At 66.9% G+C, this 23,185-nt stretch carries 20 protein-coding genes; 8 read left to right on the forward strand and 12 right to left on the reverse strand.

Annotation, left to right across the window (positions count from 1 at the left end; all coding sequences use genetic code 11):
- The first annotated feature begins 6 nt into the window (after positions 1–6).
- Together D1610_RS01885 and D1610_RS01890 are read left to right on the forward strand one after the other, a co-directional pair.
- On the forward strand, positions 7–1,011 hold the full coding sequence (locus D1610_RS01885; RefSeq protein WP_425453200.1) for an arabinan endo-1,5-alpha-L-arabinosidase: 1,005 nt from the start codon (positions 7–9) through the stop codon (positions 1,009–1,011).
- Positions 1,012–1,033: 22 nt separating this feature from the next.
- The gene (locus tag D1610_RS01890; RefSeq protein WP_118862424.1) at positions 1,034–2,329 is read left to right on the forward strand and encodes a sugar MFS transporter; all 1,296 of its coding nucleotides are present in this window, start codon (positions 1,034–1,036) and stop codon (positions 2,327–2,329) included.
- A gap of 65 nt (positions 2,330–2,394) precedes the next feature.
- Here the strand turns inward: D1610_RS01890 and D1610_RS01895 are convergent, their stop codons facing one another.
- The 6 genes from D1610_RS01895 to D1610_RS01920 are packed head-to-tail and all read right to left on the reverse strand — an operon-like array spanning position 2,395 to position 8,826.
- Positions 2,395–3,150 carry a FadR/GntR family transcriptional regulator gene (locus D1610_RS01895; RefSeq protein WP_118862425.1) on the reverse strand — a complete coding sequence of 252 codons (756 nt, stop codon included), beginning with the start codon at positions 3,148–3,150 and terminating at the stop codon, positions 2,395–2,397.
- A gap of 37 nt (positions 3,151–3,187) precedes the next feature.
- Positions 3,188–4,696, reverse strand: a complete 1,509-nt coding sequence (arfA, locus tag D1610_RS01900; protein WP_118862426.1) for an arabinosylfuranosidase ArfA — start codon at positions 4,694–4,696, stop codon at positions 3,188–3,190.
- A gap of 20 nt (positions 4,697–4,716) precedes the next feature.
- Positions 4,717–6,021 (reverse strand): extracellular solute-binding protein, encoded by a 1,305-nt coding sequence (locus tag D1610_RS01905; RefSeq protein ID WP_118862427.1) that lies wholly within the window; start codon positions 6,019–6,021, stop codon positions 4,717–4,719.
- A complete protein-coding gene (locus D1610_RS01910; protein WP_182466665.1) occupies positions 6,018–6,836 on the reverse strand; it encodes a carbohydrate ABC transporter permease in 819 nt (272 codons plus the stop codon). Before D1610_RS01910 ends, D1610_RS01905 begins: the two co-directional genes overlap by 4 nt.
- Positions 6,836–7,756: a carbohydrate ABC transporter permease gene (locus tag D1610_RS01915; RefSeq protein ID WP_118862429.1), complete on the reverse strand. Its 921-nt coding sequence runs from the start codon at positions 7,754–7,756 to the stop codon at positions 6,836–6,838. The genes D1610_RS01910 and D1610_RS01915 overlap by 1 nt, the downstream gene beginning before the upstream one ends.
- The gene (locus D1610_RS01920; protein WP_281268945.1) at positions 7,756–8,826 is read right to left on the reverse strand and encodes an ABC transporter ATP-binding protein; all 1,071 of its coding nucleotides are present in this window, start codon (positions 8,824–8,826) and stop codon (positions 7,756–7,758) included. The genes D1610_RS01915 and D1610_RS01920 overlap by 1 nt, the downstream gene beginning before the upstream one ends.
- Positions 8,827–8,991: 165 nt before the next feature.
- Between D1610_RS01920 and D1610_RS01925 the strand changes: the two genes are divergently transcribed.
- The 3 genes from D1610_RS01925 to D1610_RS16950 all read left to right on the forward strand — a co-directional run bounded on the left by D1610_RS01925 (position 8,992) and on the right by D1610_RS16950 (position 10,220).
- Positions 8,992–9,549: a superoxide dismutase family protein gene (locus tag D1610_RS01925; protein ID WP_118862431.1), complete on the forward strand. Its 558-nt coding sequence runs from the start codon at positions 8,992–8,994 to the stop codon at positions 9,547–9,549.
- A gap of 153 nt (positions 9,550–9,702) precedes the next feature.
- The gene (locus tag D1610_RS01930; RefSeq protein WP_147414248.1) at positions 9,703–10,008 is read left to right on the forward strand and encodes a hypothetical protein; all 306 of its coding nucleotides are present in this window, start codon (positions 9,703–9,705) and stop codon (positions 10,006–10,008) included.
- A 47-nt stretch (positions 10,009–10,055) separates the two neighbouring features.
- Complete coding sequence (locus D1610_RS16950; RefSeq protein WP_182466666.1) at positions 10,056–10,220, forward strand: hypothetical protein; 165 nt, start codon at positions 10,056–10,058, stop codon at positions 10,218–10,220.
- A 478-nt stretch (positions 10,221–10,698) separates the two neighbouring features.
- Here the strand turns inward: D1610_RS16950 and thpR are convergent, their stop codons facing one another.
- The gene (gene thpR / locus D1610_RS01940) at positions 10,699–11,235 is read right to left on the reverse strand and encodes an RNA 2',3'-cyclic phosphodiesterase (RefSeq protein ID WP_118862433.1); all 537 of its coding nucleotides are present in this window, start codon (positions 11,233–11,235) and stop codon (positions 10,699–10,701) included.
- Entirely contained in the window at positions 11,235–11,843 is a 609-nt protein-coding gene (locus tag D1610_RS01945) for a J domain-containing protein (protein ID WP_118862434.1), read from the reverse strand. The genes thpR and D1610_RS01945 overlap by 1 nt, the downstream gene beginning before the upstream one ends.
- 43 nt (positions 11,844–11,886) lie before the next feature.
- Here D1610_RS01945 and D1610_RS01950 point away from each other — a divergent pair, with 43 nt between their 5' ends.
- Positions 11,887–12,177 (forward strand): BolA family protein, encoded by a 291-nt coding sequence (locus D1610_RS01950; RefSeq protein WP_118862435.1) that lies wholly within the window; start codon positions 11,887–11,889, stop codon positions 12,175–12,177.
- The gene (locus tag D1610_RS01955) at positions 12,174–13,073 is read left to right on the forward strand and encodes a pirin family protein (RefSeq protein WP_118862436.1); all 900 of its coding nucleotides are present in this window, start codon (positions 12,174–12,176) and stop codon (positions 13,071–13,073) included. Before D1610_RS01950 ends, D1610_RS01955 begins: the two co-directional genes overlap by 4 nt.
- Before the next feature lie 4 nt (positions 13,074–13,077).
- Here D1610_RS01955 and D1610_RS01960 read toward each other — a convergent pair whose 3' ends face one another.
- The 4 genes from D1610_RS01960 to D1610_RS01975 all read right to left on the reverse strand — a co-directional run bounded on the left by D1610_RS01960 (position 13,078) and on the right by D1610_RS01975 (position 21,463).
- The gene (locus D1610_RS01960; protein ID WP_118862437.1) at positions 13,078–13,875 is read right to left on the reverse strand and encodes an IclR family transcriptional regulator; all 798 of its coding nucleotides are present in this window, start codon (positions 13,873–13,875) and stop codon (positions 13,078–13,080) included.
- A 59-nt stretch (positions 13,876–13,934) separates the two neighbouring features.
- Positions 13,935–16,751 (reverse strand): TIM-barrel domain-containing protein, encoded by a 2,817-nt coding sequence (locus D1610_RS01965; RefSeq protein WP_118862438.1) that lies wholly within the window; start codon positions 16,749–16,751, stop codon positions 13,935–13,937.
- Positions 16,752–16,811: 60 nt separating this feature from the next.
- Positions 16,812–18,476, reverse strand: a complete 1,665-nt coding sequence (locus tag D1610_RS01970) for a DUF5597 domain-containing protein (protein ID WP_118862439.1) — start codon at positions 18,474–18,476, stop codon at positions 16,812–16,814.
- A 77-nt stretch (positions 18,477–18,553) separates the two neighbouring features.
- Entirely contained in the window at positions 18,554–21,463 is a 2,910-nt protein-coding gene (locus D1610_RS01975) for a TonB-dependent receptor (protein WP_118862440.1), read from the reverse strand.
- 193 nt (positions 21,464–21,656) lie between these two features.
- On the opposite strand from D1610_RS01975, the gene D1610_RS01980 reads away from it, so the two are divergent.
- Positions 21,657–23,183, forward strand: a complete 1,527-nt coding sequence (locus D1610_RS01980; protein WP_118862441.1) for a tryptophan halogenase family protein — start codon at positions 21,657–21,659, stop codon at positions 23,181–23,183.
- Positions 23,184–23,185 lie beyond the last annotated feature (2 nt).

Below are 23,185 nucleotides of genomic sequence, written 5' to 3' on the forward strand. Positions count from 1 at the left end.
CGGATGATGATCCGTCTCATCCTGGGCGCCGCGCTGCTGATGACGGCGCCCGGAGCGCTGGCGGCGCAGGAGGCCCCCGCGCCCGCCCCGCTCGAGTTGAGCGGCAACATCGCGCCCGTCCACGATCCGGCGATCGTCAGGGAAGACGGCGTCTATCATCTGTTCACCACCGGCAACCTCAAGGACAAGGAAGGGCTGATCGGCTGGCGCACGTCCACCGATTTGAGGAACTGGACGTTGCAGCAGCCGGTCTTCGCCGCGATTCCGGATTGGGCGAAGGAAGCCGTGCCCGACACGCGCGGGCTGTGGGCGCCCGACATCGTTCGCGCAGGCGACGAGTACCGGCTCTATTATTCGGTCTCGACCTTCGGCAAGAACCGCTCGGCGATCGGGCTCGCGACCACGCCGACGCTCGATCGCGCCGCGCCCGGCTTCGGCTGGGTGGATCAGGGGCTGGTGTGGCGATCGGGCGCGAACGACGATTACAATGCGATCGACCCCAATATCTTCATCGACGACGACGGCCGTCACTGGATGTCGTTCGGCAGCTTCTGGACGGGGCTCAAGCTGGTCGAGCTCGATCCGGCGACGGGCAAGCCGCTGCCCGATGCGAAGCTCACCGCGATCGCCCGCCGCCGCTCGCCCGGCGCGGTCGAGGCGCCTTTCATCATCAAGCGCGACGGCTGGTACTATCTGTTCGCCTCCTATGATTTCTGCTGCCGCGGGGCCGATAGCAGCTATTACACCGTGGTCGGCCGGTCGAAGGCGGTCGCCGGGCCCTATGTCGATCGCGACGGGAAGGCGATGATGGACGGCGGCGGGCTGCTGGTGCTCCATGCCCAGCTCGACGACAGCAAGCGCTTCGCCGGCCCCGGCCACATTTCGATCCTGCGCGATGGCGGGAGAGACCACATCGTCTACCATGCTTATGACAAGCGCGCGGAAGGCAGGCCGACCTTGCGCATCCAGCGGATCGGGTGGACACCGGACGGATGGCCGGTGGCCTTGTGAAGAACGCTAGTGGAGTGACCGCATGCCCGTGACACCGACCAGGACGCATCCGGCCGCGGCCAGCCCCTATGGCGCGGCGCTGGCGATGCTGGCCTCGCTGTTCTTCATCTGGGGCTTCATCACGGTCATCAACGGCACGCTGCTGCCGCATCTCAGGAGCGTGTTCGACCTGAGCTACACCCAGACGACGCTGATCGAAAGCGTGTGGTTCATCGCCTATTTCGTCGCCTCGATCCCCTCCGCCAAGCTGATTGAACACATTGGCTACCAGAAGTCGCTGGTAACCGGCCTCCTAATCATGGCGGCGGGTGCGGTAGGCATGATGCTGGCGGCGAGTATCCCGTCCTACGGCGTGACGCTGGCCATGCTGTTCGTCATCGCCAGCGGCATCACCCTGCTGCAGGTCGCGGCCAACCCCTATGTCGCGGTGATCGGCCCGCCCGAGACCTCGTCCTCGCGCCTTAATCTCGTCCAGGCGTTCAACTCGCTCGGCACCGTGCTCGCGCCGCTGTTCGGCGCCTATCTGATTCTGGGCCGCTCGGTCGGCGGCACTGCCGAGCATGGCACGGTATTGACCCAGGCGGAGCGGCTTGCCGACGCCCAGTCGGTGATCCTGCCCTATGGCCTGGTCGCGGTGGTGCTCGTATTATTGGCGGTCGCCATCGGCCGCTTCCACTTTCCCGAAATGGGCGAGGCGACCAAGCGTCACACCAAGGAGGAACGCCGCGGGCATTCGCTGTGGCGGCACCGCAATCTGGTGTTCGGCGTGCCGGCGATCTTCATTTATCTGATCGCGGAGATCGGCGTTGCCAACCTGTTCGTGAACTTCGTCGCGCAGCCTCAGATCGCCAACCTCACCACCGAGCAGGCGGGGCGCTATCTCACCTTGATGTGGCTCGGCATGATGGTCGGCCGCTTCGCCGGCGCCTTCGTCATGCAGCGGATCGCCGCAGAGACCGTGCTGGCCGCGTTCAGCATCGGCGCGTTCGTCGTCATGCTGATGACCGTCTTTCTCGACGGGCCGGTGGCGATGTGGTCGCTGATCCTGGTCGGCTTCTTCCATTCGATCATGTTCCCGACGATCTTCACCCTCGGCATTCGCGGCCTCGGCCCGTTGACCGAGGAGGGATCGGGCCTGCTCATCATGGCGATCGCCGGCGGTGCGCTGGTGGTGGTGCAGGGCTGGCTCGCCGACCTGTATGGCCTGCAATGGTCGTTCCTGCTGACCGCGGCCTGCGAGCTCTATGTGCTGTTCTACGCGCTATGGGGCTGCAAGGTGACCGGGACGGAGCCGGTGAAGGCGACGGCTGCGGAGTAGGAGCTTATCGAGCGGCGGCGAACGAGTCCGGGGTGACGGAAAGGTGGATCGCAGATTGAAGCGATCTAGCGCCCCGCCTTGCCTATGCGCGCGCCGGTGGTGTCGAGCAGCGCCATGTCGACCAGGTCGGACATCGCCTTGTGCGCCGCCTTGGCGTCCCCCGCGGCGACCGCTTCGAACACGCGGCGATGGTCGGGGATCGGATCGCGGCGCAGCGGGCTGTGGCGCTGCTTGAAGATCGTCGTCCACGCGACCGCCGCCTGGACGCCGCTGGTGAGCGTGACGAGGAAGGGGTTGTTCGACGCGTCGAGCAGCGCCGCGTGGAACTTCTGATCGGCGATCCGGCCTTCCTCCACGGCGAGGCTATGCTCTTCCATGCCGTCGAGCGCCTCGGCCATGATGGCGATATGTTCGTCGGTGCGGCGTTCGGCGGCGAGCGCTGCGGCCTCGGGCTCGACGATCTTCCTGAGCTCGAACAGGCTGTTGAGCAGATCCTCGCCGGGCTCGAACTCGAAGATCCACGACAGCACGTCGGGATCGAGCATGTGCCATTTCTCGCGCTGGCTGACGCGGGTGCCGGTCTTGGGCCGCGATTCGACCAGGCCCTTCGCCGCGAGCATCCTGAGCGCCTCGCGATAGGCGGTGCGCGAGACGTGCAGCCGGCCGCTGGCGGCGATCTCCCCGTTCAGCACCTCGCCGGGCTTGTAGTGGCCGGAGACGATATGGATCCCGAGATCGCGCGCGATCGTGCCGTGAATCCTGAGCGCCTTGCGGCGCGCGCCGGCATCCGGTTCCCTGGTCTGTTTCGCTTTCGTGGCCATGCCCCTTCTTAGACTAGCACATGCCTGAAACAACGCGTCAAGCGGGACGTGTGACGAAGACGTTCCAAGACAGCGGCTTGAGCGTCGCGGACAGCGTTTCGCCCTCCACCGCGACGCGTTCGTGTGCGGTAGGCGCGACCTGATCGGGGTCGTCCTTGCTGTTGATCGCCTTGATGTCCGGGTGATGCAGCTCCAGCCCTTCGGCGAGCGCGCGCTCGCCAAGCCCGCGCAGCTCGGCCGACAGCGCCATCTCCTGATCGGTCGAGCGGTTGAGCGCGAAGATCGTCGCCTGGCCTGTCTCGGCATCGTGGACGGCGGTCGCGACGAGCAGCGGGGCGGCGTCCTGATTGCCCGCCTTGAAGCTGCCGGTGTCGATGTTGAGCCGCAGCACCTCGCCATGGCCGTAGCGCGAGGCTTGGGCGAAGGGATGGAAGATGGTCTGGCGCCAGGCGGGGCCGCCGGTTTCGGTCATGATCGGGCCGATGACGTTGACCAGCTGCGCGATGCACGCCGATTTCACCCGATCGGCATTGTTCATCATGACGAGCAGCGCGCCGCCGACGACCAGCGCGTCCTCGAAATTATAGATCTCCTCGAGCAGCTTGGGCGCCTGCTCCCATGTGGCGGATCTGAGTTGCTCGCCCGATCGCGCGCGATACCAGACGTTCCATTCATCGACCGAGAGCATGATGCGTTTGGCGCTGCGGCGCTTGGCGGCGACCGCATCGGCAATGGCGGCGACCTCGACGATGAAGCTTTCGAGATCGTCGATCACCGTCAGGAAGCGATCGACCTCGTTCTCGTGATTCTCGAAATATTGGTGGAGCGAGATGAAATCGACCTGATCGAAACACTGGTCGAGCACCTCATATTCCCATGCGCCATAGGTGGGCATGGTCCGCGCCGAGGAGCCGCAGGCGGCGAGCTGCAGATCGCCCTTGGTCCAGCGCATCACCTTCGCGGTCTCGGTGGCGATGCGGCCATATTCGTAGGCGGTCTTGGCGCCGGTTTGCCACGGGCCGTCCATCTCGTTGCCCAGGCACCAGAATTTGATGTCGTACGGTTCGGGATAGCCATGCGACTTGCGCAGCTCCGAATATTTGGTGCCGCCGGGATGGGTGCAATATTCGAGCAGGTTCTGCGCCTCGGCCGGGCCGCGCGTGCCGAGGTTGACCGCGAACATCGGCTCGATCCCGGCCTTCCTCACCCAGGCCATGAACTCGTTGGTGCCGAACTGGTTGGTCTCGGTCGAACCCCAGGCGAGATCGAGCCGCACCGGGCGGTCCTCCTTCGGTCCGACGCCATCCTCCCAATTATAGCCCGACAGGAAATTGCCGCCGGGATAGCGCACCGTCGTCGGGCCGAGCTCCCTCGTCAGCGCCAGCACGTCGCCGCGAAAGCCGTCCGCGTCGGCGGTCGGATGGCCGGGCTCGTAGATGCCGCCATAGACGCAGCGGCCCATATGCTCGACGAAGGTGCCGAACACGCGCCGGTCGAGCGGGGCGACGATGAAATCCTTGTCGGCGATTATGCGCGATTTCAGCATGGTCGTGTGTTTCCGGTGGATCAGAGGTTCTTGAGGATGTCGTTCACCCGCCGCTCCATGTCGGCGAGCGCGGTCGGGATCGGCTTGGCGCCCGAGATCGCGGCGGCGGATTCCTGGCCGACGATGGTCTCGATCGGGAACTGGCGGCGCACGCCCTTGGGCAGCGGCGCGGCGCTGGTGGCGAGGCCGGCGAGCGCGTCGCGGTGCGGCAGCGCGCGCCAGCGGGGGCTGTCGATCATCGCCTTGTAGACGGGGAGATGGCCGGTGCGCGACCAGTCGAACGCGTGGCGCGAGAAGAAGGCGAGGAAGCGCAGCGCGGCTTCGTGCTCGGCGGCGGTGCGGTCGGGATCGGCGGGCATCACCCAATTGTGCCCGTCGGCGAAGGTGACGTCGCGCGCGTAGAGCTGCGGATAGGGCACCACCGCATAGCCGCCGGAAAGCGCGCCCTCCTCGGCCTCGGACGCCGCCTGGAAATCACCGACCATCCAGGTGCCGACGAGGAACACGCCGCCGTCGCCCTTGAGGAAGCCGGCCACGGCGGCGCTGTAATCCTGGTTCTTGGTGGTCAGGTCGCGGTCGTAAATGTCCTTGAACAGGCGAAGCGCCTCGGCCGCTTCGGGCGTGGTGAAATCGGCGCGGCGCGGATCGGCGAAGGGTTCGCCGTTCTGCTGCATCAGGAAGGTGTAGAAGTTGCGGGTGAAGCCGGCATATTCATTGGCCGCGCCCTGGACGAAATAGGGCTTGCCGGTACGCGCCTCGAACTGCTCGGCCTGGGCGATCAGCTCGGCGGGGCTCGACGGCAGCACCGGCCGCCCGCCGCGCACCAGACCCGCCTTGCGGAACAGGTTCATGTTGATGTGCCAGAGCGGCGCCCAGGTATCGATCGGCAGGCCCCAGACGCGGCCGTCGATGGTGATCGCGGCGCGCGCCGCCTCGGTCATCCCCGCGGGGGCGATGCCGATCTTCGCCAGATCGGCGTCCATCGGCTCGATCAGCCCGCGCGCCTGATAGTCGGAGATCACCGATCCGTGCATCGTCACCAGATCGGGCGCGTCGTTGGAGGCGAGCTGCGCGGTGAGCTGGTCGTAGCCCGGCCAGAACACGATGTTCTCGACCACGCGGATATCGGGATTCTCGGCTTCGAAGCGGTTGATGATCGCGGTCATGATGCCGCATTCGCCCTGCGCCGCGGCGATATCGGTGACCGCGCCGTATTCGGCCTCGCACGCGCCGAAGAAGCGCTGGATGGTGAGCGTGGTGCGATCATCCTCGGCCGGGCCGCAGGCGGCGAGGAGCAACGCCAGCAGGAGGACGAGCGCTCTCATCGCCCTGCCGCTCCCGCGACCGCCTGGACGATGTATTTCTGGAAGAACAGATAGACGATCAGGATCGGCGCGCCAGCGAAGACGGCCTGCGCCATCAGAAAGCCCAGCCCCTCGGTCTGGGCGAAGTTCATCTGGGTGGAGGCGATGCCGACGGTCAGCGTGAACATCTGCTTGTTGGTCGCCGAGATCAGCGGCCACCAATAATCGTTCCAGGCGGAAAGGAAGGTGAAGATGCCGAGCGTCGCCTGCGCGGGGATGGTGAGCGGGAGGAGGACTTTCCAGAAGACGGTGAAGCGCGAGGCGCTGTCGAGCATCGCCGCCTCGTCCAGCTCCTTCGGGATCGCGCGGAAATATTGCGTCATCAGGAACACGCCGAAGGGCGCGGCGAGGCCGGGGATGATGAGGGCGGGATAGGTGTTGTGCCAGCCGGCCCAGCTGAACAGCTGGTGCCGCGCGATGATCACCGCCTGTTCGGGCACCGCAAGGCCGAGCAGGACGATGACGAACAGGATGTTGCGCCCCGGGAATTCCAGCCGTGCGAAGCCGTAGCCGGCAAGGCTGGACAGCGCGAGCACCCCGGCGGTCATGCCGAGCGAGACGATCAGGCTGTTGCCGATCCAGCGGAACACCTGCCCGTCGCCCAGGATCGCGGCGTAGTTTTCCAGCGTGAAAACGCCGTCGAACACCGAATTGGTGTCGACCATCAGCGCCGCGTTGGACTTGAGCGAGAGCGCCAGCACCCACAGCATCGGCACGAGCATCAGGACGCCCGCAATGACGACGAGCGCGATGGCGACCCGGTTCTGCGAACGCATCACTGCGCCCCCTTGCGCGAGGCGACGACATATTGCGCCATCGCCGCGACCAGGATCATCGCGAACAACACCTGCGCGGCGGCGGCGGCATAGCCCAGTTCCCATTGCCGCCAGCCGGTTTCGTAGATGAAGAGGACGATCGGCCGGGTGGCGTTGTTGGGGCCGCCCAAGGTCATCAGCTGCGGCTGGCCGAACAGCTGGAACTGGAGGATGATCTCGATGATCACCACCAGCACGAAGGTGCGGCTGATCGCCGGCAGGGTGATGCGCCTGAGCGTCGTCCAGCGGCCGGCATTGTCGAGCGCGGCGGCCTCGTACAGCTCGCGCGGGACCTGCTGGAGCGCGGCGAGGAACAGGACCATGGGAAGGCCGATGCACCACCAGATGGTGGTGATCGCAATCGCCGGCATGGCGAGTTCCGGATCGTTGAGGAAGGCGATCGGCGTCTTCCCCAGCGCCTCGCTGATCACCGCGAGCAGCCCGCCATCGGGCAGGAACACCAGCCGCCAGACCAATGTCACCACGGTGACGGAGAGGACGGTGGAGGCGAAGAAGATGGTGCGCAGCACCGTCGCCCAGCGAGCCGGGGTGTTGAGCACCAATGCCAGGCCGAGCCCGATCAGGGTCAGCGCGGGAACCGTGAGCACCACGAAATAGAAGGTGTTGCCGACCGTCTCCAGGAAGATCGGATCGCCGAACAGGCGGGTGAAATTGGCGAGGCCGACATGCGCCTCTACCCCGAACAGATCGCCCTTGGTGGTCGACAGCCACATCCCCATCGCAAGCGGCACGACGATCATCGCGACGAACATGGCGAGATAGGGGAGCACGAACAGCGCATTGGCCCAGCCGGCCGCGCGCCGCCCGCGGGGCGGATGCGTCGCGACCGGCGCCACCTGCTGGGGGAGCGCGGTCGCCATCAGCCGGCGGCGTGATGGCCGCGGCCATCGGCATCGAACAGGTGCGCCGCGGCGGCATTGATCGCGAGCCTGACCGTGTCGCCCGCGCGGGCCTGCGAGATGCCCGCATCCTCGGCGACCAGCGGCGAGCCGTCGGCAAGCTCGACATGGACCAGCGTGCGCTCGCCCAACCGCTCGACCACGCGTGCCCTGGCCTCGACCGCGCCGCCCTCGGCGACGCGGACATGCTCGGCGCGGAGGCCGATGGTGGTGTCACCCGGGGCGAGGCCCGCCATCGAAACGGCGGTCTGCAGCTTCGTGCCATCCGCCAGGGTGACCAGCGTCGCGCCGCCCGCATCCGAAACCTTGCCCGGCAACAGGTTGATCGTCGGCGATCCGACGAAGGTCGCGACGAACAGCGATGCGGGGCGCAGATAGATGTCCATCGGCGTGCCGACCTGCTCCACGCGTCCGTCGTTCAGTACGACGATGCGGTCGGCGAGCGTCATCGCCTCGACCTGGTCGTGGGTCACGAAGATCATCGTCGTGCCCAGCCGCTGGTGGAGCTGCGCCAGCTCGAGCCGGGTGCGCACGCGCAGCGCGGCGTCGAGATTGGACAGCGGTTCATCGAACAGGAACAATTCGGGCTGCTTGACGATCGCGCGGGCGATGGCGACGCGCTGGCGCTGGCCGCCCGAGAGCTGGCCGGGCTTGCGGTCGAGCAGGTGGCCGATCTCCAGGCTTTGCGCCGCCGCCTCGACGCGCGCGGCGATCTCGTCCGCGGCGGTGCCGATGTTGCGCAGGCCGAAGGCCATGTTGTCGCGGATCGTCATGTGCGGATAGAGCGCATAGTGCTGGAACACCATCGCCACGCCGCGCTCGCCGGGCGGAAGCGTGTCGACGCGGCGATCGCCGATGCGGATCTCGCCCTCGTCGACCGTCTCCAGCCCCGCGATCATCCTGAGCAAGGTCGACTTGCCGCAACCCGACGGGCCGAGGAACACGACGAACTCGCGCGCGGCGATGTCGAGCGACAGGTTCCGGATGACCGCAACGCCGCCAAATCTCTTGCTGACCCCGGTCAGCGTCACGCCCGCCAAGCTATCCTCCGAAACGTTATTTGTCTGAGTAATGCGGTCCCATCCTTCGCTTGTCAATGGGTGGTTTGATCGGCGAGGGCCGCTCAAATCTTTGGAACCTTGATCATACCCGTTCGCTTGCCGATAGTGCAGCCGTCGCAACCAGGGAGAGATCATATGCGCACCCTCGTCTTCGCCGCCGCATCGGCGCTCACGCTCGCCGCCTGCAACGCCCAGCCGGCGGAGAATGCCGCCGCCGCCAACGACACGGCGGCGAACAACACGACCGCCGCCGCGCCCGGCGCGCGCGCCGATGTCGCGATGGCCGACGCGACCCCCGCCGGCGCCGCGACGATCAAGGAGGAGGATGGCGGGCTGAAGGTCAGCTTCATGGGGCAGCGCCTGCCGATCGGCCCGCACGCGGTGCACATCCACACCACCGGCAAGTGCGACGGTCCGGACTTCCAGAGCGCGGGCGGGCATTGGAACCCCGAGAACAAGCAGCACGGCACGGAGAATCCGGCAGGGCCGCACAAGGGCGACCTGCCCAACATGACCGTGGCGGGCAACGGCACCGGCAGCATCCTGTTCACCATTCCCGACACCACCCTGGCGGCGCTGATGGATGCGGACGGCGCGGCGCTGGTCGTCCACGCCGATGCCGACGACAACGTCACCGATCCGGCGGGCAATGCCGGCGGGCGGATCGCCTGCGGGGTGATCAACGCGGCCTGATCGGCGAAGGGCGCTCTCCCGGCGCGCGCCGGGAGAGCCGCCCGGCATGATCCATGTCAAGCGCCTTAATCCGTTCGTCCGATGCGACGAAGCGAACGGAACGGCGAAGGCACCCACCCGTTGAAATCCCGAGCGGGCAGGATGGAGGATGTCATGGACAATAATCGGGATCAGGGCCGCCAGCCCGGCCAGCAGCAGCAGGAAGGCCAGCAATGGGCCGACCAGCAGCAGAACCGGCAAGGCGGGCAGGGCGGACAGGGCGGCCAGCAAGGCGGACAGGATCGCCAGCCCGGGCAGCAATCGCAGGAAGGCCAGCAATCGGCCGATCGGCAGCAGAACCAGCAGGGCGGCCAGGGTGGCCAGATGGGCGGACAGTCCGGCGGTCAGGGCGCCCAGGGCGAAGAAGCCGACCTGTCCGATGTCGAGTTCGAAAGCGACATGGACAACGATCGGCAATGAAGGGTTCGGGGCCGCCCCTGGGCGGCCCCACCCCGGCGGAGACAGCCATGACCGAAGACCGCACCACCACCCAGCCCGCGCCCAACATCTCGACCGAGCATCAGGGCAAGGGCGACGCGCGCAAGCCCAGCGACACGCTGGACAAGGCGCAGGACGAGCGCACCGATCACACCAGGACGCAGCCGGCGCCCAACATCTCGACGGAGAACTAGGACGAATCGACATTCGGAAGACTGGTTCACGCGGAGGCGCTAGGGCGCGAAGAAGAAGATTGGTTCACGCGGAGGCGCGGAGGCGCGGAGGCGCGGAGGCGCGGAGATGTGGTTCTGGCGCGCGGGCAGCTCTCATCTTCCGCAGGGTTCCGCTTGCCGCAACGTGGCGAGGTGAATGCGCTTCGCGCAGAGTTCCGACATCTCCGCGCTCTTTGCGTCTCTGCGTGAAACCGTCTTCGCGGCTTCGCGCCTTCGCGTGAACCCAAATCCCGCGAGGCGGGTAAATGTCGATCCGTCCTAGAATAGAGACGATTTCAATTGAACCCGCCTGTTTTCGTCACCCCCGCGAAGGGCACCCATCAAAGTATTACTTTGATGGGACCCAAGGCGGGGGCCAGCGATTTTTTCTGACGGAGAGAAGAAGCTGGATTCCCGCCTTCGCGGGGATGACGCTGTGGTCGATTAGAACAGACTCGATCTAACTTCTCAGCGGCCAGCGGCCGATGGCGTCGTAGCTCGCCCCTTCGCTGCCGAGATGGCTTTCGAACAGCAGCATGTGGCCGATCTCGAAGGGCGCGCCGGCGAGCGCCGCGTGATCGGCGAGGAAGCCCGAGACGGGGCCGGCGCTGCGCGGCAGGCGCGCGAGCGTGACGTGCGGCAGGTAGGCGCGGCCCTCGCTCGGCAGGCCGATGCGGATCAGCGCCTGATCGACCTTCCTGTGGAGCGCGGTGATCGCCTCATGCGGCGCGACGCCGGCCCATACCGCGTTGGGCCGATCGTGCTTGTCGAAACAGCCGACGCCGTTCAGCCGCAGCGTGAGCGGCGCGGCGCGGATCGTCCCCAGCGCCACCGCGACGTCCTCCGCCACCGGGGTCGTCACCTCGCCGATATAGCGCAGCGTGACGTGGAGCTGGTCGTCGGTCTGCCAGCGCGCGCCCTGGATCCCGCCCATCAGCCCCAGCAGCCATTGCCGGATCGCGGGCGGCGGGCGCAGCGCGACGAACAGCCGGTGCATCAGGCGAAGGCCGGCGAGGATTTGAGCTGCTGGTAGGCGGCGATGACCTTTTGCAGCGCGGCCTCATGGCTGCGATCGCCGCCGTTGCGATCGGGATGGTAGCGGCGGACGAGCTCCGAATAGCGTTTCCTGAGGCCCATCCGGTCGGCATTGGTGTCGAGGCCGAGCACGCGGAGCGATTCGCGGTCCTTGCCGGACAGCGGCTTGCCGTCCTTGCGCCCGCGCTCCTCCTCCATCCGCCGCTTGAAGCGCGCGCCGATCGCGTCGAGCGGATCGCTGAAGTCGCTCCAGCTGGGCGGCCGGTCGGCGCCGCCATGGGCGAAGGCGCGCGTCTCGCGCTCCCAGCCCGCAGTCGGGCGCTGCGCCTCGGCGATCTCGTCGGGGGTCATGCCGGCGAAGTAATTGTAGCGCGCGTTGAACTCGCGGATGTGATCGAGGCACAGCCAGCGCCAGTCGCCGGGACCGTCGAAGCTGGGGCCGCGGCCGGCGGGCGCGCGGAACTCGCCCGCGGCCTCGCAGCCGGGATGGGTGCACCGGCTCTCGCTGTTCTCGACGCGGCCATGGAAGCGGCTGCCGGGGCGATGGCGATAGGGGCGGGAAGCGGGCAAGGGTCCACTCGTCTCGATCGGGCAATCGCCCTATATAGGCGGCATGGACAGCCTCGCCACCACCCCGCTCGCCGACATTATCGAGCAGCGCCTCGCCTCGGCGCTCTCGCCTGCACGCCTCGCCGTATCCAACGACAGCGCCCAGCATCGCGGCCATATGGGCGATGACGGGACTGGCGAGACGCATTTCTCGGTGACGGTCGAGGCGGCGGCGTTCGCGGGCAAATCACGCGTCGAGCGGCAGCGCATGGTCAACGCCGCGCTCGCCGACCTGCTCGCGACGCGCATCCACGCGCTGGCGATCAAGGCGCACGCGCCGGGGGAGGGGGCATGACCGACGATGCGATCATCCAGACGATCCAGCCCGTCACGCACGATCTGGGCGGGTTCAAGGTCCACCGGACGCTGCCCAGCCGGCCGCGCACGATGGTCGGGCCGTTCATCTTCTTCGACCAGATGGGGCCGGCCGACCTGCCGGTGGGCGAGGGGATCGACGTGCGGCCGCACCCGCATATCAATCTGTCGACCGTCACCTATCTGTTCGCCGGCGCGATCGACCACCGCGATTCGCTCGGCACCTTCGCGACGATCGAGCCGGGCGCGGTCAACCTGATGACGGCGGGCCACGGCATCGTCCATTCGGAGCGCTCGCCGCCGACCGAGCGCACCAAGGGCCCCGCGCTGTCGGGCATCCAGACCTGGCTCGCCATGCCCGAGGCGAAGGAGGAGATGGACCCGGCGTTCGAGCATGTCTCCCGCGACGAGCTGCCCGTCGTGCAATGCAGCCGGGCGAGCGCGCGCATCATCATGGGCAGCCTGTGGGGCGCATCGTCGCCGACCACGACCCACGCCCACACCATCTATGCCGATATCCTGCTGGAGCCGGGCGGCGAGGCGCCGATCGACGACGACGCGGACGAGCGCGCGCTCTACGTCGCGCTGGGCGAGGCCAGCCTGGACGGGATGCCGCTCGAGCCGCAGGTGCTGTACGTCCTAAAGCCCGGCGCGGTGGGCACGCTGCGCTCCGAAAGGGGCGGGCGGGTGATGCTGTGCGGCGGCGAGGCGTTCGCCACGCCGCGGCATGTGTGGTGGAATTTCGTCAGTTCCAGCCGCGACCGCATCAACGAGGCCAAGCGCGCCTGGACCGCGGGCGAGTTCCCCAGGGTGCCGGGCGACGAGAAGGAATGGATTCCGATTCCCGAGGTGCCCAAGACGGTGAGCTATCCTTGACGGTCTAAGTCGCCGCGTATCCAAGCCCTATCGAGATGTCCCGGGCCGCTATCGCCAGCATTTCGCGTGCGCGATCGAAATCGATGGTTTGCGAACCGTCGATGAAGGTGACGAAGGGGATGGTCAGCGCGGCGACCACGCTGCCGTCGAAGCCGAACACCGGATAGCTCATGTCGCGCACGCCCGCGACGCGCGCGCTCTGCATCGTCTCATAGCCGCGTGCGCGCACCTGGGCGAGGAGGCTGCGCAGCGCGGCCTCGTCCGTCTGCGCGGGCATCGGCGCGCACGCCAGCACCGCGTCGAGCTGCTCGGGTTCGCTGAAGGCCAGCAGGATGTGGCCCGAGCAGCTGGCGACCAGATCGACCACGGTCCCCAGCCGCGCCGACAGCCCGATCTGCCCCGGGCTTTCCTGCCTGAGCAGCACCAGCGCCTTCGCCTCATGCCGCACGACGAGATGGCAGGATTGCTCCGCCCGATGCGCGAGCGTGCCGAGGATCGGCGCGGCGACGCTGGCCAGCTCCTGCGCGGGCGTCGCGCGATAGGCGAGGTCGAGCATCTTGTAGGTGACGCGGTAGCGGTCGCTCTCGGGGTCCTTGGAGAGCCATCGCCGCTGCTCCATGACGATGATCATGCGGAATATCTCGCTGATCGAGCGGCCGAGCCGTTCGGCGATGTCGCGGACGGTCAGCCCCGCGGGCACCGTCGCGAGCAGCTCGATCACGTCGAAGCCCTTTTCGAGCGCGGGCGCCGAGTAGGTCGCTCCACCCGCTTGCTGCTTACGCTTTCGGCCTGCCTCCGCCATGGCCGCGCGCTAGTGCGCCGCCCCTTCCTTGGCAAGCGAAGCGGCGCGGGCGGCCCTCATCAGCGGCGCGAAACGGTGACCGGCGCGCCGGTATAGCCGACCGTCCGGTCCGCCTGCGCAGCGGGATCGAACCCGCCGCTGCTCGGCCCCACAAACCGCACGCGAAACTCGCGCGTCTCGGCCATGCCCTCATAGCGGCCCTCGCGCGCCCCGATGGTGAGCGTGCCGGCCTTGTCGTCCCAGCGCATCGGGATGCGGCTGGACGCGCCCTTGCGGAACGCGCGGGTGACGCCGTCGTCCTCGTAGAGCGAGAAGCCGCCGTCCGCGCCGGTATAGACGTGGATGGTGATCGGCGCGTCCGGCTTCTGATCGACATATTGCATCACCGGCCCGACCGGCACGATCGAGCCCGCGCGGACGAACAGCGGCATCCGTTCGTAGGGCGCGCTGGCGGTGATCTCCCGTCCGCCCTTGTGCAGCCCCCCCGCATTGAAATCGTACCAGGACGCGCCGGCGGGCAGATAGACCTTGCGCGAGCGCGCCTTGAACGCGGTGACCGGGGCCACGAGCAAGGCGGGGCCGAACATATATTGATCGGCGATGTCCCAGGTTTTGGGGTCGGCCTCGAAATCCATCACCAGCCCGCGCATCATCGTGCCGTCCTTGTGGTGGGTGTCGGCGGCGACGGTGTAGATGTAGGGCATCAGCCGGTAGCGCAGCTCGTCATACCAGATCATCGACCTGCGCATCGCCGAGCCTTCGGGCGCGATCTCGAAAATCTCGCGCCTGGGCGCCTCGCCATGGCTGCGGAACAAGGGCGAGAAGGCGCCGAACTGGAACCAGCGCAGGTTGAGCTCGCGCCATTCGTCGAGATGCGCCGGATCCTGGCGGGTGTAGCGGTCCTCCAGCGCGAAGCCGCCGATATCGTGGGTCCAGTTGGGGATGCCCGACATCGAGATGTTGATGCCCGCCGAGATCTGCTCCCTGAAATCGTCCCAGCGCGAGGCGACGTCGCCCGACCACAAGGCCGACCCGCAGCGCTGGATGCCGCCATAGCCCGAACGGGTGAGGATGAACGGCCGCACCTCGGGCTTGTGGTCGAGGATGCCTTCATGCACGCCGCAGGCATGGACCAGCGGATAGCTGTTGAACAGCAGCGCCGCCGGCCCTTGCGCGGTCGGCCCCATCACCGCCTTGCGCTCCTCGATCGAGAGGTTGGAATGCATGTCTGGCTCGGTCGCGTCCATCCACCATGCGTCGACGCCCAGCACCGCCAGCCGGTCGCGCATCTGGCGCCAATAGATCTCGCGCGCTTCCTCCGCATAGGGATCGTAGAAGGTGTTGAGATAGCCGGGACCGACCCAGTCCTTGTTTCCCGCCGCGATATTGCCCTTGTAGACGTGGCCTTGCGCCTCAAGCTCTTTGTAGGTGTCGGTGGTCGGATAGAATTTGGGCCAGACCGAGATCATGAAGCGCGTATTGAGGCGGTGGACCTCGTCGATCATTCCCTTTGGATCGGGGAAACGCGCGGGGTCGAAGCGATGGCTGCCCCAATCGTCCTCGCGCCAGTAGAACCAGTCCTGCACGATATTGTCGAGCGGGATGCTGAGGCGGCGATATTCGCGGACGACGCCGAGGAGCTGCTCCTGCTTCTCGTAGCGCTGACGGCTCTGCCAGAAGCCATATGCCCATTTGGGCATCATCGACGCCTTGCCGGTGAGCGTGCGATAGCCGGAGATCACCCCGTCCATGTCCTCGCCCGCGACGACATAATAGTCGACCGCGCGCGCGGCTTCGGAGGTCATCCATAGCGAATTGCGGTCGGCCGGCGCCAGCGGATCGTTGTGGAACAGGCCGATATAGCCGGCGTTCGGCTCCCATTCGATGCGGAGGTCGACCGGCTTGCCGGCGGCCATCTTGAGCTCGAAATCGTGATACCAGGGGTTCCAGTTCTGCCGCCAGCGGTCGAGCACCAGCTTGCCGTCGGCATAGAGCTTGAAATAGCTCGATGCGTAGAGCTGGAACTTGTGCGTGCCGGTGACGTCGGGCGTGACGCTGCCGCGCCAGACCACCCGCTCCTTGCCGGTCGAGTTGCCAGCGGTGTTCTGGCCGCCGGTGGCCGCGACGGTGCCAGCCTTCGCCTCTGCCGGGTAGTTCTTCTGATCGCGGATATATTGATAGTTGATCTTCGGTTCGTTGCGCCGGACGATGAGCCTGTCGCCCAGATAATATTCGGCGGTGAAGCCCGGCTCGCCGTTCGAGCCGACCACCTTCAGCTTGTCCTCGCCGACAAATGTGTAGGGATCGGGATCGCCGAAGCGGGTGATCGCGTAATTGTCCCAGAGGAGGCCGTAGTTCCTCGTCGAAACGACGAAGGGGACGGCGATGTCCATATTGTGCTGGGCGAGTTCCACATCGTCGCCCCGATAGTTCATCACCCCCTGCTGGTGCTGGCCGAGGCCGTAAAAGCCCTCGGTCGTGCCGCGGTTGAACTGCTGGCTGATGCCGTGGAACGGCTTGCCGTCGGCGGTCACGTCCCAGAACTGCGCCGGCCGCGCCTGCTGGAGCAGCACCTGGCCGGCAGCATCGCGCACGGTGACGAAGCCGTCCGCCAGCCGGATCTCGGCCGAGCCGCGCGCGGTGGTGAGGGTGACGCTGTCCTCGTCCTGGGCGATCTGGAAATCGCCCCCGGGCTCGGCGATCACCATCAGGCTGTCGGGCAGGTCGATCCTCGTTTCCGGCGTCGCAGTCACGCGGAACAGGCCGTCGCCATAGACGAGCACACGCACGCGCTTGGCCTGGCCGGTATCGGGGGTGACGACGACGCCGCCCTTGACGCGGTCGACCTCGGCGGCGTTCGCGGTTGCGCTTGCCATCAGCAGCGCGAGGAGAGCGCACGCGGTTCGCTGATTGATGCCCCTCACCCTAGTCTCTCCTCATTTGGCGGCTTCGCCGACCGTCGTCACGGCATTGCCCCGATAGCTGCCGAGCTTGACGCGCAGCACCTGCGGCAGATCGGTGAAGTTGAGCCCGTAATCGGTCTGATCGCCGTTCCAGACGCGTTCGAACACCCATTCGCCGCCCTTGTAATGGCCTTCCTCGACGCGAACGAGAAGCGAGCTCTCGCCCGGCGCCGGATCGGCCAGCGCGAACGACACGCGCGCGTGGTTGCCGGTCACCAGGAACTCGTCGGGGCCGAGCTGGGCCACCAGCGTGCCGCCTATGGGCTCGTCGGCAAAATCGGGCTTGGGCGTGCCCGGCGGATACCATTCGGTCTGCCCGAACTGCCATTCGCCATAGCTGACGCGGATGCGCCAGCGGCCGAGCCTGCCGGCCTGCGCCGCGCCGTCGTCGGGCTTGGACGCCCCCCAGACCGGCTTCTCGAATGCGAGCTTCGCCCATTCGCGCGCCATCGGGGCCATGATCCGGTAGTTCTGGATGAAGGGCTCCAGCACCTCGTCGGTGACCCGCTTGGCGCCGAGCGGATAATTGCCATAGCCGGTGGCATCCATGCCGAAGGGGCAGAAGCCGATGCCGCCGCGCCCGAGCACCGACCAAATGTAGCGGGCATAGGCGATGTCGTTGCCCGTCTCCGCGACGAACAGCGGATTGTCGGGGCGCGCATAGCGATCGAGATGCGCCTCGTAGAGCTTGCTCTCGCGCGTGTAGATATCGGGCGAGAGGAAGTCGATCGAGGGCGCCGCGGCCTGCCACACCTCCATCACGTTCCAGGTCGGCCCGCCGCTGGCATAGGTCGAGGGGTCCTGGTGCTTGATGGGATCACGCAGCGCGGCGTTGACGTACATCGGCAGCGGCTTCACCGCCTTGCCGGCCTTGGCGATCTCCTCGATGTACGACGCGATCGACCAGGCGTGGAAATATTCGTCGGCATCCTTGCCGAACACCTTGACCCAGCTTCCCGGCTGCTTGTTCATGCGGCGGCGCAGCGCCTCGGGCACCGGTCCATCGAACAGTTCCTGCGCGACGGGCGAATAGTCGCGGACGCTGCCATAGGTGCCGACCTCGTTTTCCGGCTGGATCATGATGACCGTGTTCTGCGGATCGACCTTCTTGAGATGCGTCATCAGCGCGACGAACGCCTTCTTGTCGGCCTCCAGCGTCGCGCGGTGATGCGGGCTGAGCGCGTAGCTGGTCTTGCCGTCCCTGGTGGTCAGGCGCGGGAAGCGTTCATTGTCGGTCTTGACCCAGGCGGGCGCGTAGTTGGGCGCGGTGTTCTTCCAGGTGGCGAACCAGAGGAGCACGAGGCGCTTGTCGTTCGCCCGCGCCTGTTCGATCAGCGTGTCGACGAAGGAGAAGTCGAACCGCCCCTCTTGCGGCTCGATCTGTTCCCAGGCGATCGGCACCTGCACGGTGTTGGCCTGGAGCTTGTTCACCACCGGCCAGACCTTGGGCAATGCCGAAGGATAGTTGCTGCTGTTGTTCACCTGCGCGCACAGCGCCAGCCAGGGCGCGCCGTCGACCATCAGCGCATGCTTGCCGCCCCGGCTGACGATCTGCGGAACCGGATCGGCGGCGGCCGCGCCGTTCGCCGGGAGCATCGTGGCGAGCGATGCGACGAGGAGTCCCTGGACCAGCTTCATCCGGCATCTCGGTTCAAAAAAATGGGACGCGCGCGGGGCGCGTCCCGAGGGGAATGAGGCGCGGCAGGCGGGACCGCTCAGAAGCGCACCCGCGCCCGGATGGAGAAACGCCGGTCGTTGATCTGGTAGTCGCGCGGCCGGTTGTCGAAGATCTGATAAGTCTTGAACGCGGTATCGAGGATGTTCTGCGCGTCGAGCGTGAGCGCCAGATGCTCGTTGACGTCGTAGCTCACCGAGGCATCCAGCACCCCGAAGGATTTCCCGAAGATCGGCAGGTTCTGCGTGCCGGTGTTGGCGGTGCCCTGCAGATAGTCGCCGCGCCAGTTGTAGGCGACGCGGAGATTGAGCCCGCCCTTGGCGTAGAGGCCGATGAGATTGAAGCTGTGCTTCGACAGGTTGTTCAGCGGCACCGAGATCTGGGTGACGCTGTTGATGTCGCCGGCCGCCGTCTGGCCGGCGTCGCTGTCGGCCAGCGTGTAGTTCGCCTGGAGGCCGAGCCCGTCGAACGGCGCGGGCAAGAAGGTCGCGAAGGCCTGGCCCCCGACCTCGAAGCCGCGGACATACCCTTCCGATTCGTTGAGCCAGCGCTGGACGTTGAACTGAACCGTCCCGACCCCGGCGATGTCCTGGCGGAACGGCGCCGTCGGGCGCTGGACGATCAGGTTCTTGAGATCCTTGTAGAAGCCGGTGACATAGACATAGCCCACATCGTCGAAATACCATTCCAACGCCGCGTCGAAGCTGGTGGCTTCCTCCGGCAGGAGATTGGGATCGCCGAGCGCCGTGCCGGTGCCGACATAGGGATTGGTCGCGGCGTCGTAGGGCAGGTTGGGATCGACCCTGTTGGGCAACAGGCTGCTGCCATCGGCATAGCTGACGCTAAGGTTGAACTGGGGATTGAGCTGGGTGAAGCTGGGCCGCGCGAAATTCTTCGACGCCGCGGCGCGGAAGACGAGCTCATCGGTGAGGAAGACGCGGAGGTTGGCGCTCGGAAGATATTTGGTGTACTCGCGCCCGCCGCTGAAAGCCTCGTCCTCGGTGACGTTGGTGCCCGGCGCGGCGCTCGGGTCCCGATAGGTGAGGACCCGGCGCCCGACGGCGCTGCTTTCCGTGCGGACGGCGCGGACGCCGACGTCGCCATCGAAGCGCATCGCACCCAGATCGCCCTGGAAACCGACGCGGATATAGGCCGCATAGGTCTGCTCGTCGATCGTGCCCAAGAACGCGTCCGGCGCATCGAACGCCCGGAACGAGATGTCCTGCCCGCTGATCTGGCGAACCGCCGCGAACGCCGCATTCGGATCGCGGACCAGCGCGTCGGAGAACTGCCAGACCGGCCCGAACACCGTGTCGCGAGCGGCGCCGCGCAGCAGATCGGGCTGGAAACGGTTGGGCTCGGCATATTGCGGATATTCGGACAGCAGATAGCAGCTCGCATCGGACGACCAGTTCGCGCAGGTCGAGCCTATCGCCGTCCAGGTGCCGTAGGTCGTGTTGCGGTTGATCGCGCTCTGATCGGTGTAGCGCGCGCCGACGCGGATATCGCGCAGGAAGCCCTCGTCGAAATCCCAGCTCAGATCGGCGCGCAGCGCGTCCGATTTGGCGTCGTTGCGCTCGGCGTAGGGCAGGATGGCCGTCATGCCGTAATTGGCGCTGTTCGCGTAATAGCCCGGCGTGGTCGCCTGGAAGACCGGCACGTCGCCGTTGATGTCGAAGAAGAAGTCGTAATCCTGGCCGAAGCCGGCGACGCTGGTGCGGGGGTTGAGCGGGCTGGCGGTCAGGTTCATCGTCGTCTGCTCGACATCGGAGTCGATGTGCTGATAGTCGACGACCAGCTTGACGTTGTCGGTGAGGTCCCACCGCACGCCGCCTGAGTATTCGGCCGTGCTGGTGTCGCGCAGGGTCCCGAAATTGACGGAGTCCGCCCCCGGATTGTCGAGATAGCCGGTGCGGACGATGCCGTCGTCGTCCACGGTGAACGTCCGGTCCGGCGACGGACCCACGTCAGAGCCATAGGCGAAGAAGGAAACGCCGGCTTCGTTGAACGTGTAATCGGCGCGGAAATATTGCGCGTAGATCTCGACGTCGGGCGTCGGCCGCCATTGCAGCGCGACGGCGCCGCTCAACCGCTCTCGGTCGCCATAAGCGACCGAGAAGCCGCCGCCGTGCGGCAGCAGCACCGTCTCGCTCTCATGGCCCGGCACGGGCGTTTGCACGCCCGGCGCGGCCGGGCCGTGCTGATAGAAGGGCTCGACCACGACCTTGTCCTCACGGAAGGAGGTGGTCTGCCAGCCGATATTGGCGAGCAGGCCGATCTCGCCGATGCCGGTCTCCCAACGATTGCTGTAAAGTCCCGAGAGCTGTTGCCCGCTCTTGCCGATCAGGTCGTAATAGGTGACGCCGCCGGTCGCCGCGATCAGCTCGCCCGCCGCGTCGAACGGCTGGCGCGTGCGCATGTTGACGGTCCCAGAAAGGCCGCCCTCGATCATGTTCGCGGCCGGGTTCTTGTAGACGTCGACGCCGGCGAGCAGCTCCGACCCCACTTCCTCCCAGGAAAGGCCGCGGCCGCCGCTCGCCTGAAAGATGTCGCGGCCGTTCAGCTCGGTGCGCACCTGGGTCAGGCCGCGGACGGCGATGGCGTTGCCTTCGCCGCGGTTGCGCGTGATCTGCACGCCGGACACGCGCTGCAGCGCCTCGGCGACGTTGACGTCGGGCAGCCGGCCGATGTCCTGCGCGGTGATCGAATCGACGAACTGGTCGGCGTTGCGCTTGATCTCCTGCGAGGATCGCAGGCTCTCGCGCAGGCCCGTGACAACGATGTCAGGCTCGGTCGAAGCGTCGCCCTGCTCATCTTCGACCGGGGTCTGCGCCTGATCGGGCGCATCCTGCGCCAGCGCCGGGAAAGAGAAGCCAAGCCCCAGCAGGGCGATCGCCAGCGTCGACGCACCTCCACGCAGCCACGCAGCACGCTTGGTCGAATCTTTCATGCCCTTCTCCCCTTGCGGCTCGTGGGCCGCTCTCCCCCTTTGCCGTTTCGGTCGGCGCAGGCTTATTGTCGTTTTTTGTATGACTATACACTTTTATATGCAAGAGAGACTTTCATATGCAATATTGTTTTGACGCTTTCCGTTAGAAGAGGGCGTCAAGCACAAGCCAGATCGTTGATTCTCGGGGGAGAGGATGAAGCCAGCGCCAATCAGGCGGGTCGTGATCGTCGGCGGGGGAACCGCGGGCTGGATGGCCGCAGCCGTGCTGTCCAGGGGCTTTGCCGCCGAGCGGCTGGCCATCACCCTCATCGAATCGCCCGAGATCGGCACGGTGGGCGTGGGCGAGGCGACCATCCCGCCGATCCTGACGCTCAACCGCCTGCTCGGCATCGACGAGGACGCGATGATCGCGGCGACGAGCGGCACGTTCAAGCTGGGCATCGAGTTCCGCGACTGGGGGGCGATCGGCGACCGCTACTTCCATCCGTTCGGCAGCTTCGGCGCGGACCTGAACGGGGTCGCCTTCCACCAGCACTGGCTTAATCTGCGCGACGGCGCGCTCGACGACTATTCGCTCAACGCGCAGGCCGCGAAGGCGGGCCGCTTCATTCGCCCGGTGGACGATCCCGGCCACGTCCATTCGCGCATGTCCTACGCGCTGCATTTCGATGCGGTGCGTTACGCCGCTTTCCTGCGCGACCAGGCGGCGGCGCGCGGCGTCATCCACCTGCCCCGCAAGGTGGTCGAGGTCCGGCAGGATGCGCGTGGGCATGTCGCGGCGGTGCGGCTCGATGACGGCGCGGAGGTCGCGGGCGATCTCTTCATCGATTGCTCCGGCTTTCGCGGCCTCCTGATCGAACAGACGCTGGCCACCGGCTATGAGGACTGGTCGCACTGGCTGCCGATGGACCGGGCCGTCGCGGTGCCGACCGAACGTATCGCGCCGCCCGTGCCCTATACCCGCTCCACCGCGCGCGAGGCCGGCTGGCATTGGCGGATTCCGCTGCAGCACCGCACCGGCAACGGTCATGTCTATTGCAGCCGCCACATCAGCGACGACGAGGCGGCGGCCGACCTGATGGGCGCGCTCGACGCGCCGGCCGCCGGCGAGCCGCGGCTGCTGCGCTTCGTCACCGGCCGGAGGAAGAAGGCGTGGAACGCCAATGTCGTCGCGCTCGGCCTCGCGTCAGGTTTTGTCGAGCCGCTCGAATCGACCAGCATCCACCTGATCCAGCAAGGGGTGGTGACGCTGATGTCGCTGTTCCCCGATACCGGCTTCGCCCAGGCGGACATCGACCAGTATAACCGGCTGATGCAGGCCGAGGCCGAGGCGGTCCGCGACTTCGTCATCATGCACTATCACCTGACGCGGCGCGACGATTCCCCGCTGTGGAACGAGGTGCGCACGATGGAGGTGCCCGACACGCTCAAGGCGCGCATGGCGCTGTTCCGGAGCCGGGGGCGGTTGTTCCTCGAATCGAGCGAGCTGTTCCGCGAGCCGAGCTGGGTCGCGGTGATGCTCGGCCAGGGCCTGTGGCCCGACGCGGTCGATCCGGTTGCGGGCGCGATGGACGAGGCCGAGATCCGCGCCAAGCTGGAGCGGATGCGCGCGGTGATCGCGCGCGGCGTGCAGGCGATGCCGATGCATGACGACTTCATCAGCCGGCACTGCGCGCACGCGCCGGAGCGCACCGGCGCCGCGCTGGCGGCGACGGGCTGAGC

Origin of the sequence: Sphingomonas gilva (assembly GCF_003515075.1) — a bacterium.
GTDB classification, from domain to species: Bacteria; Pseudomonadota; Alphaproteobacteria; order Sphingomonadales; family Sphingomonadaceae; genus Sphingomonas; species Sphingomonas gilva.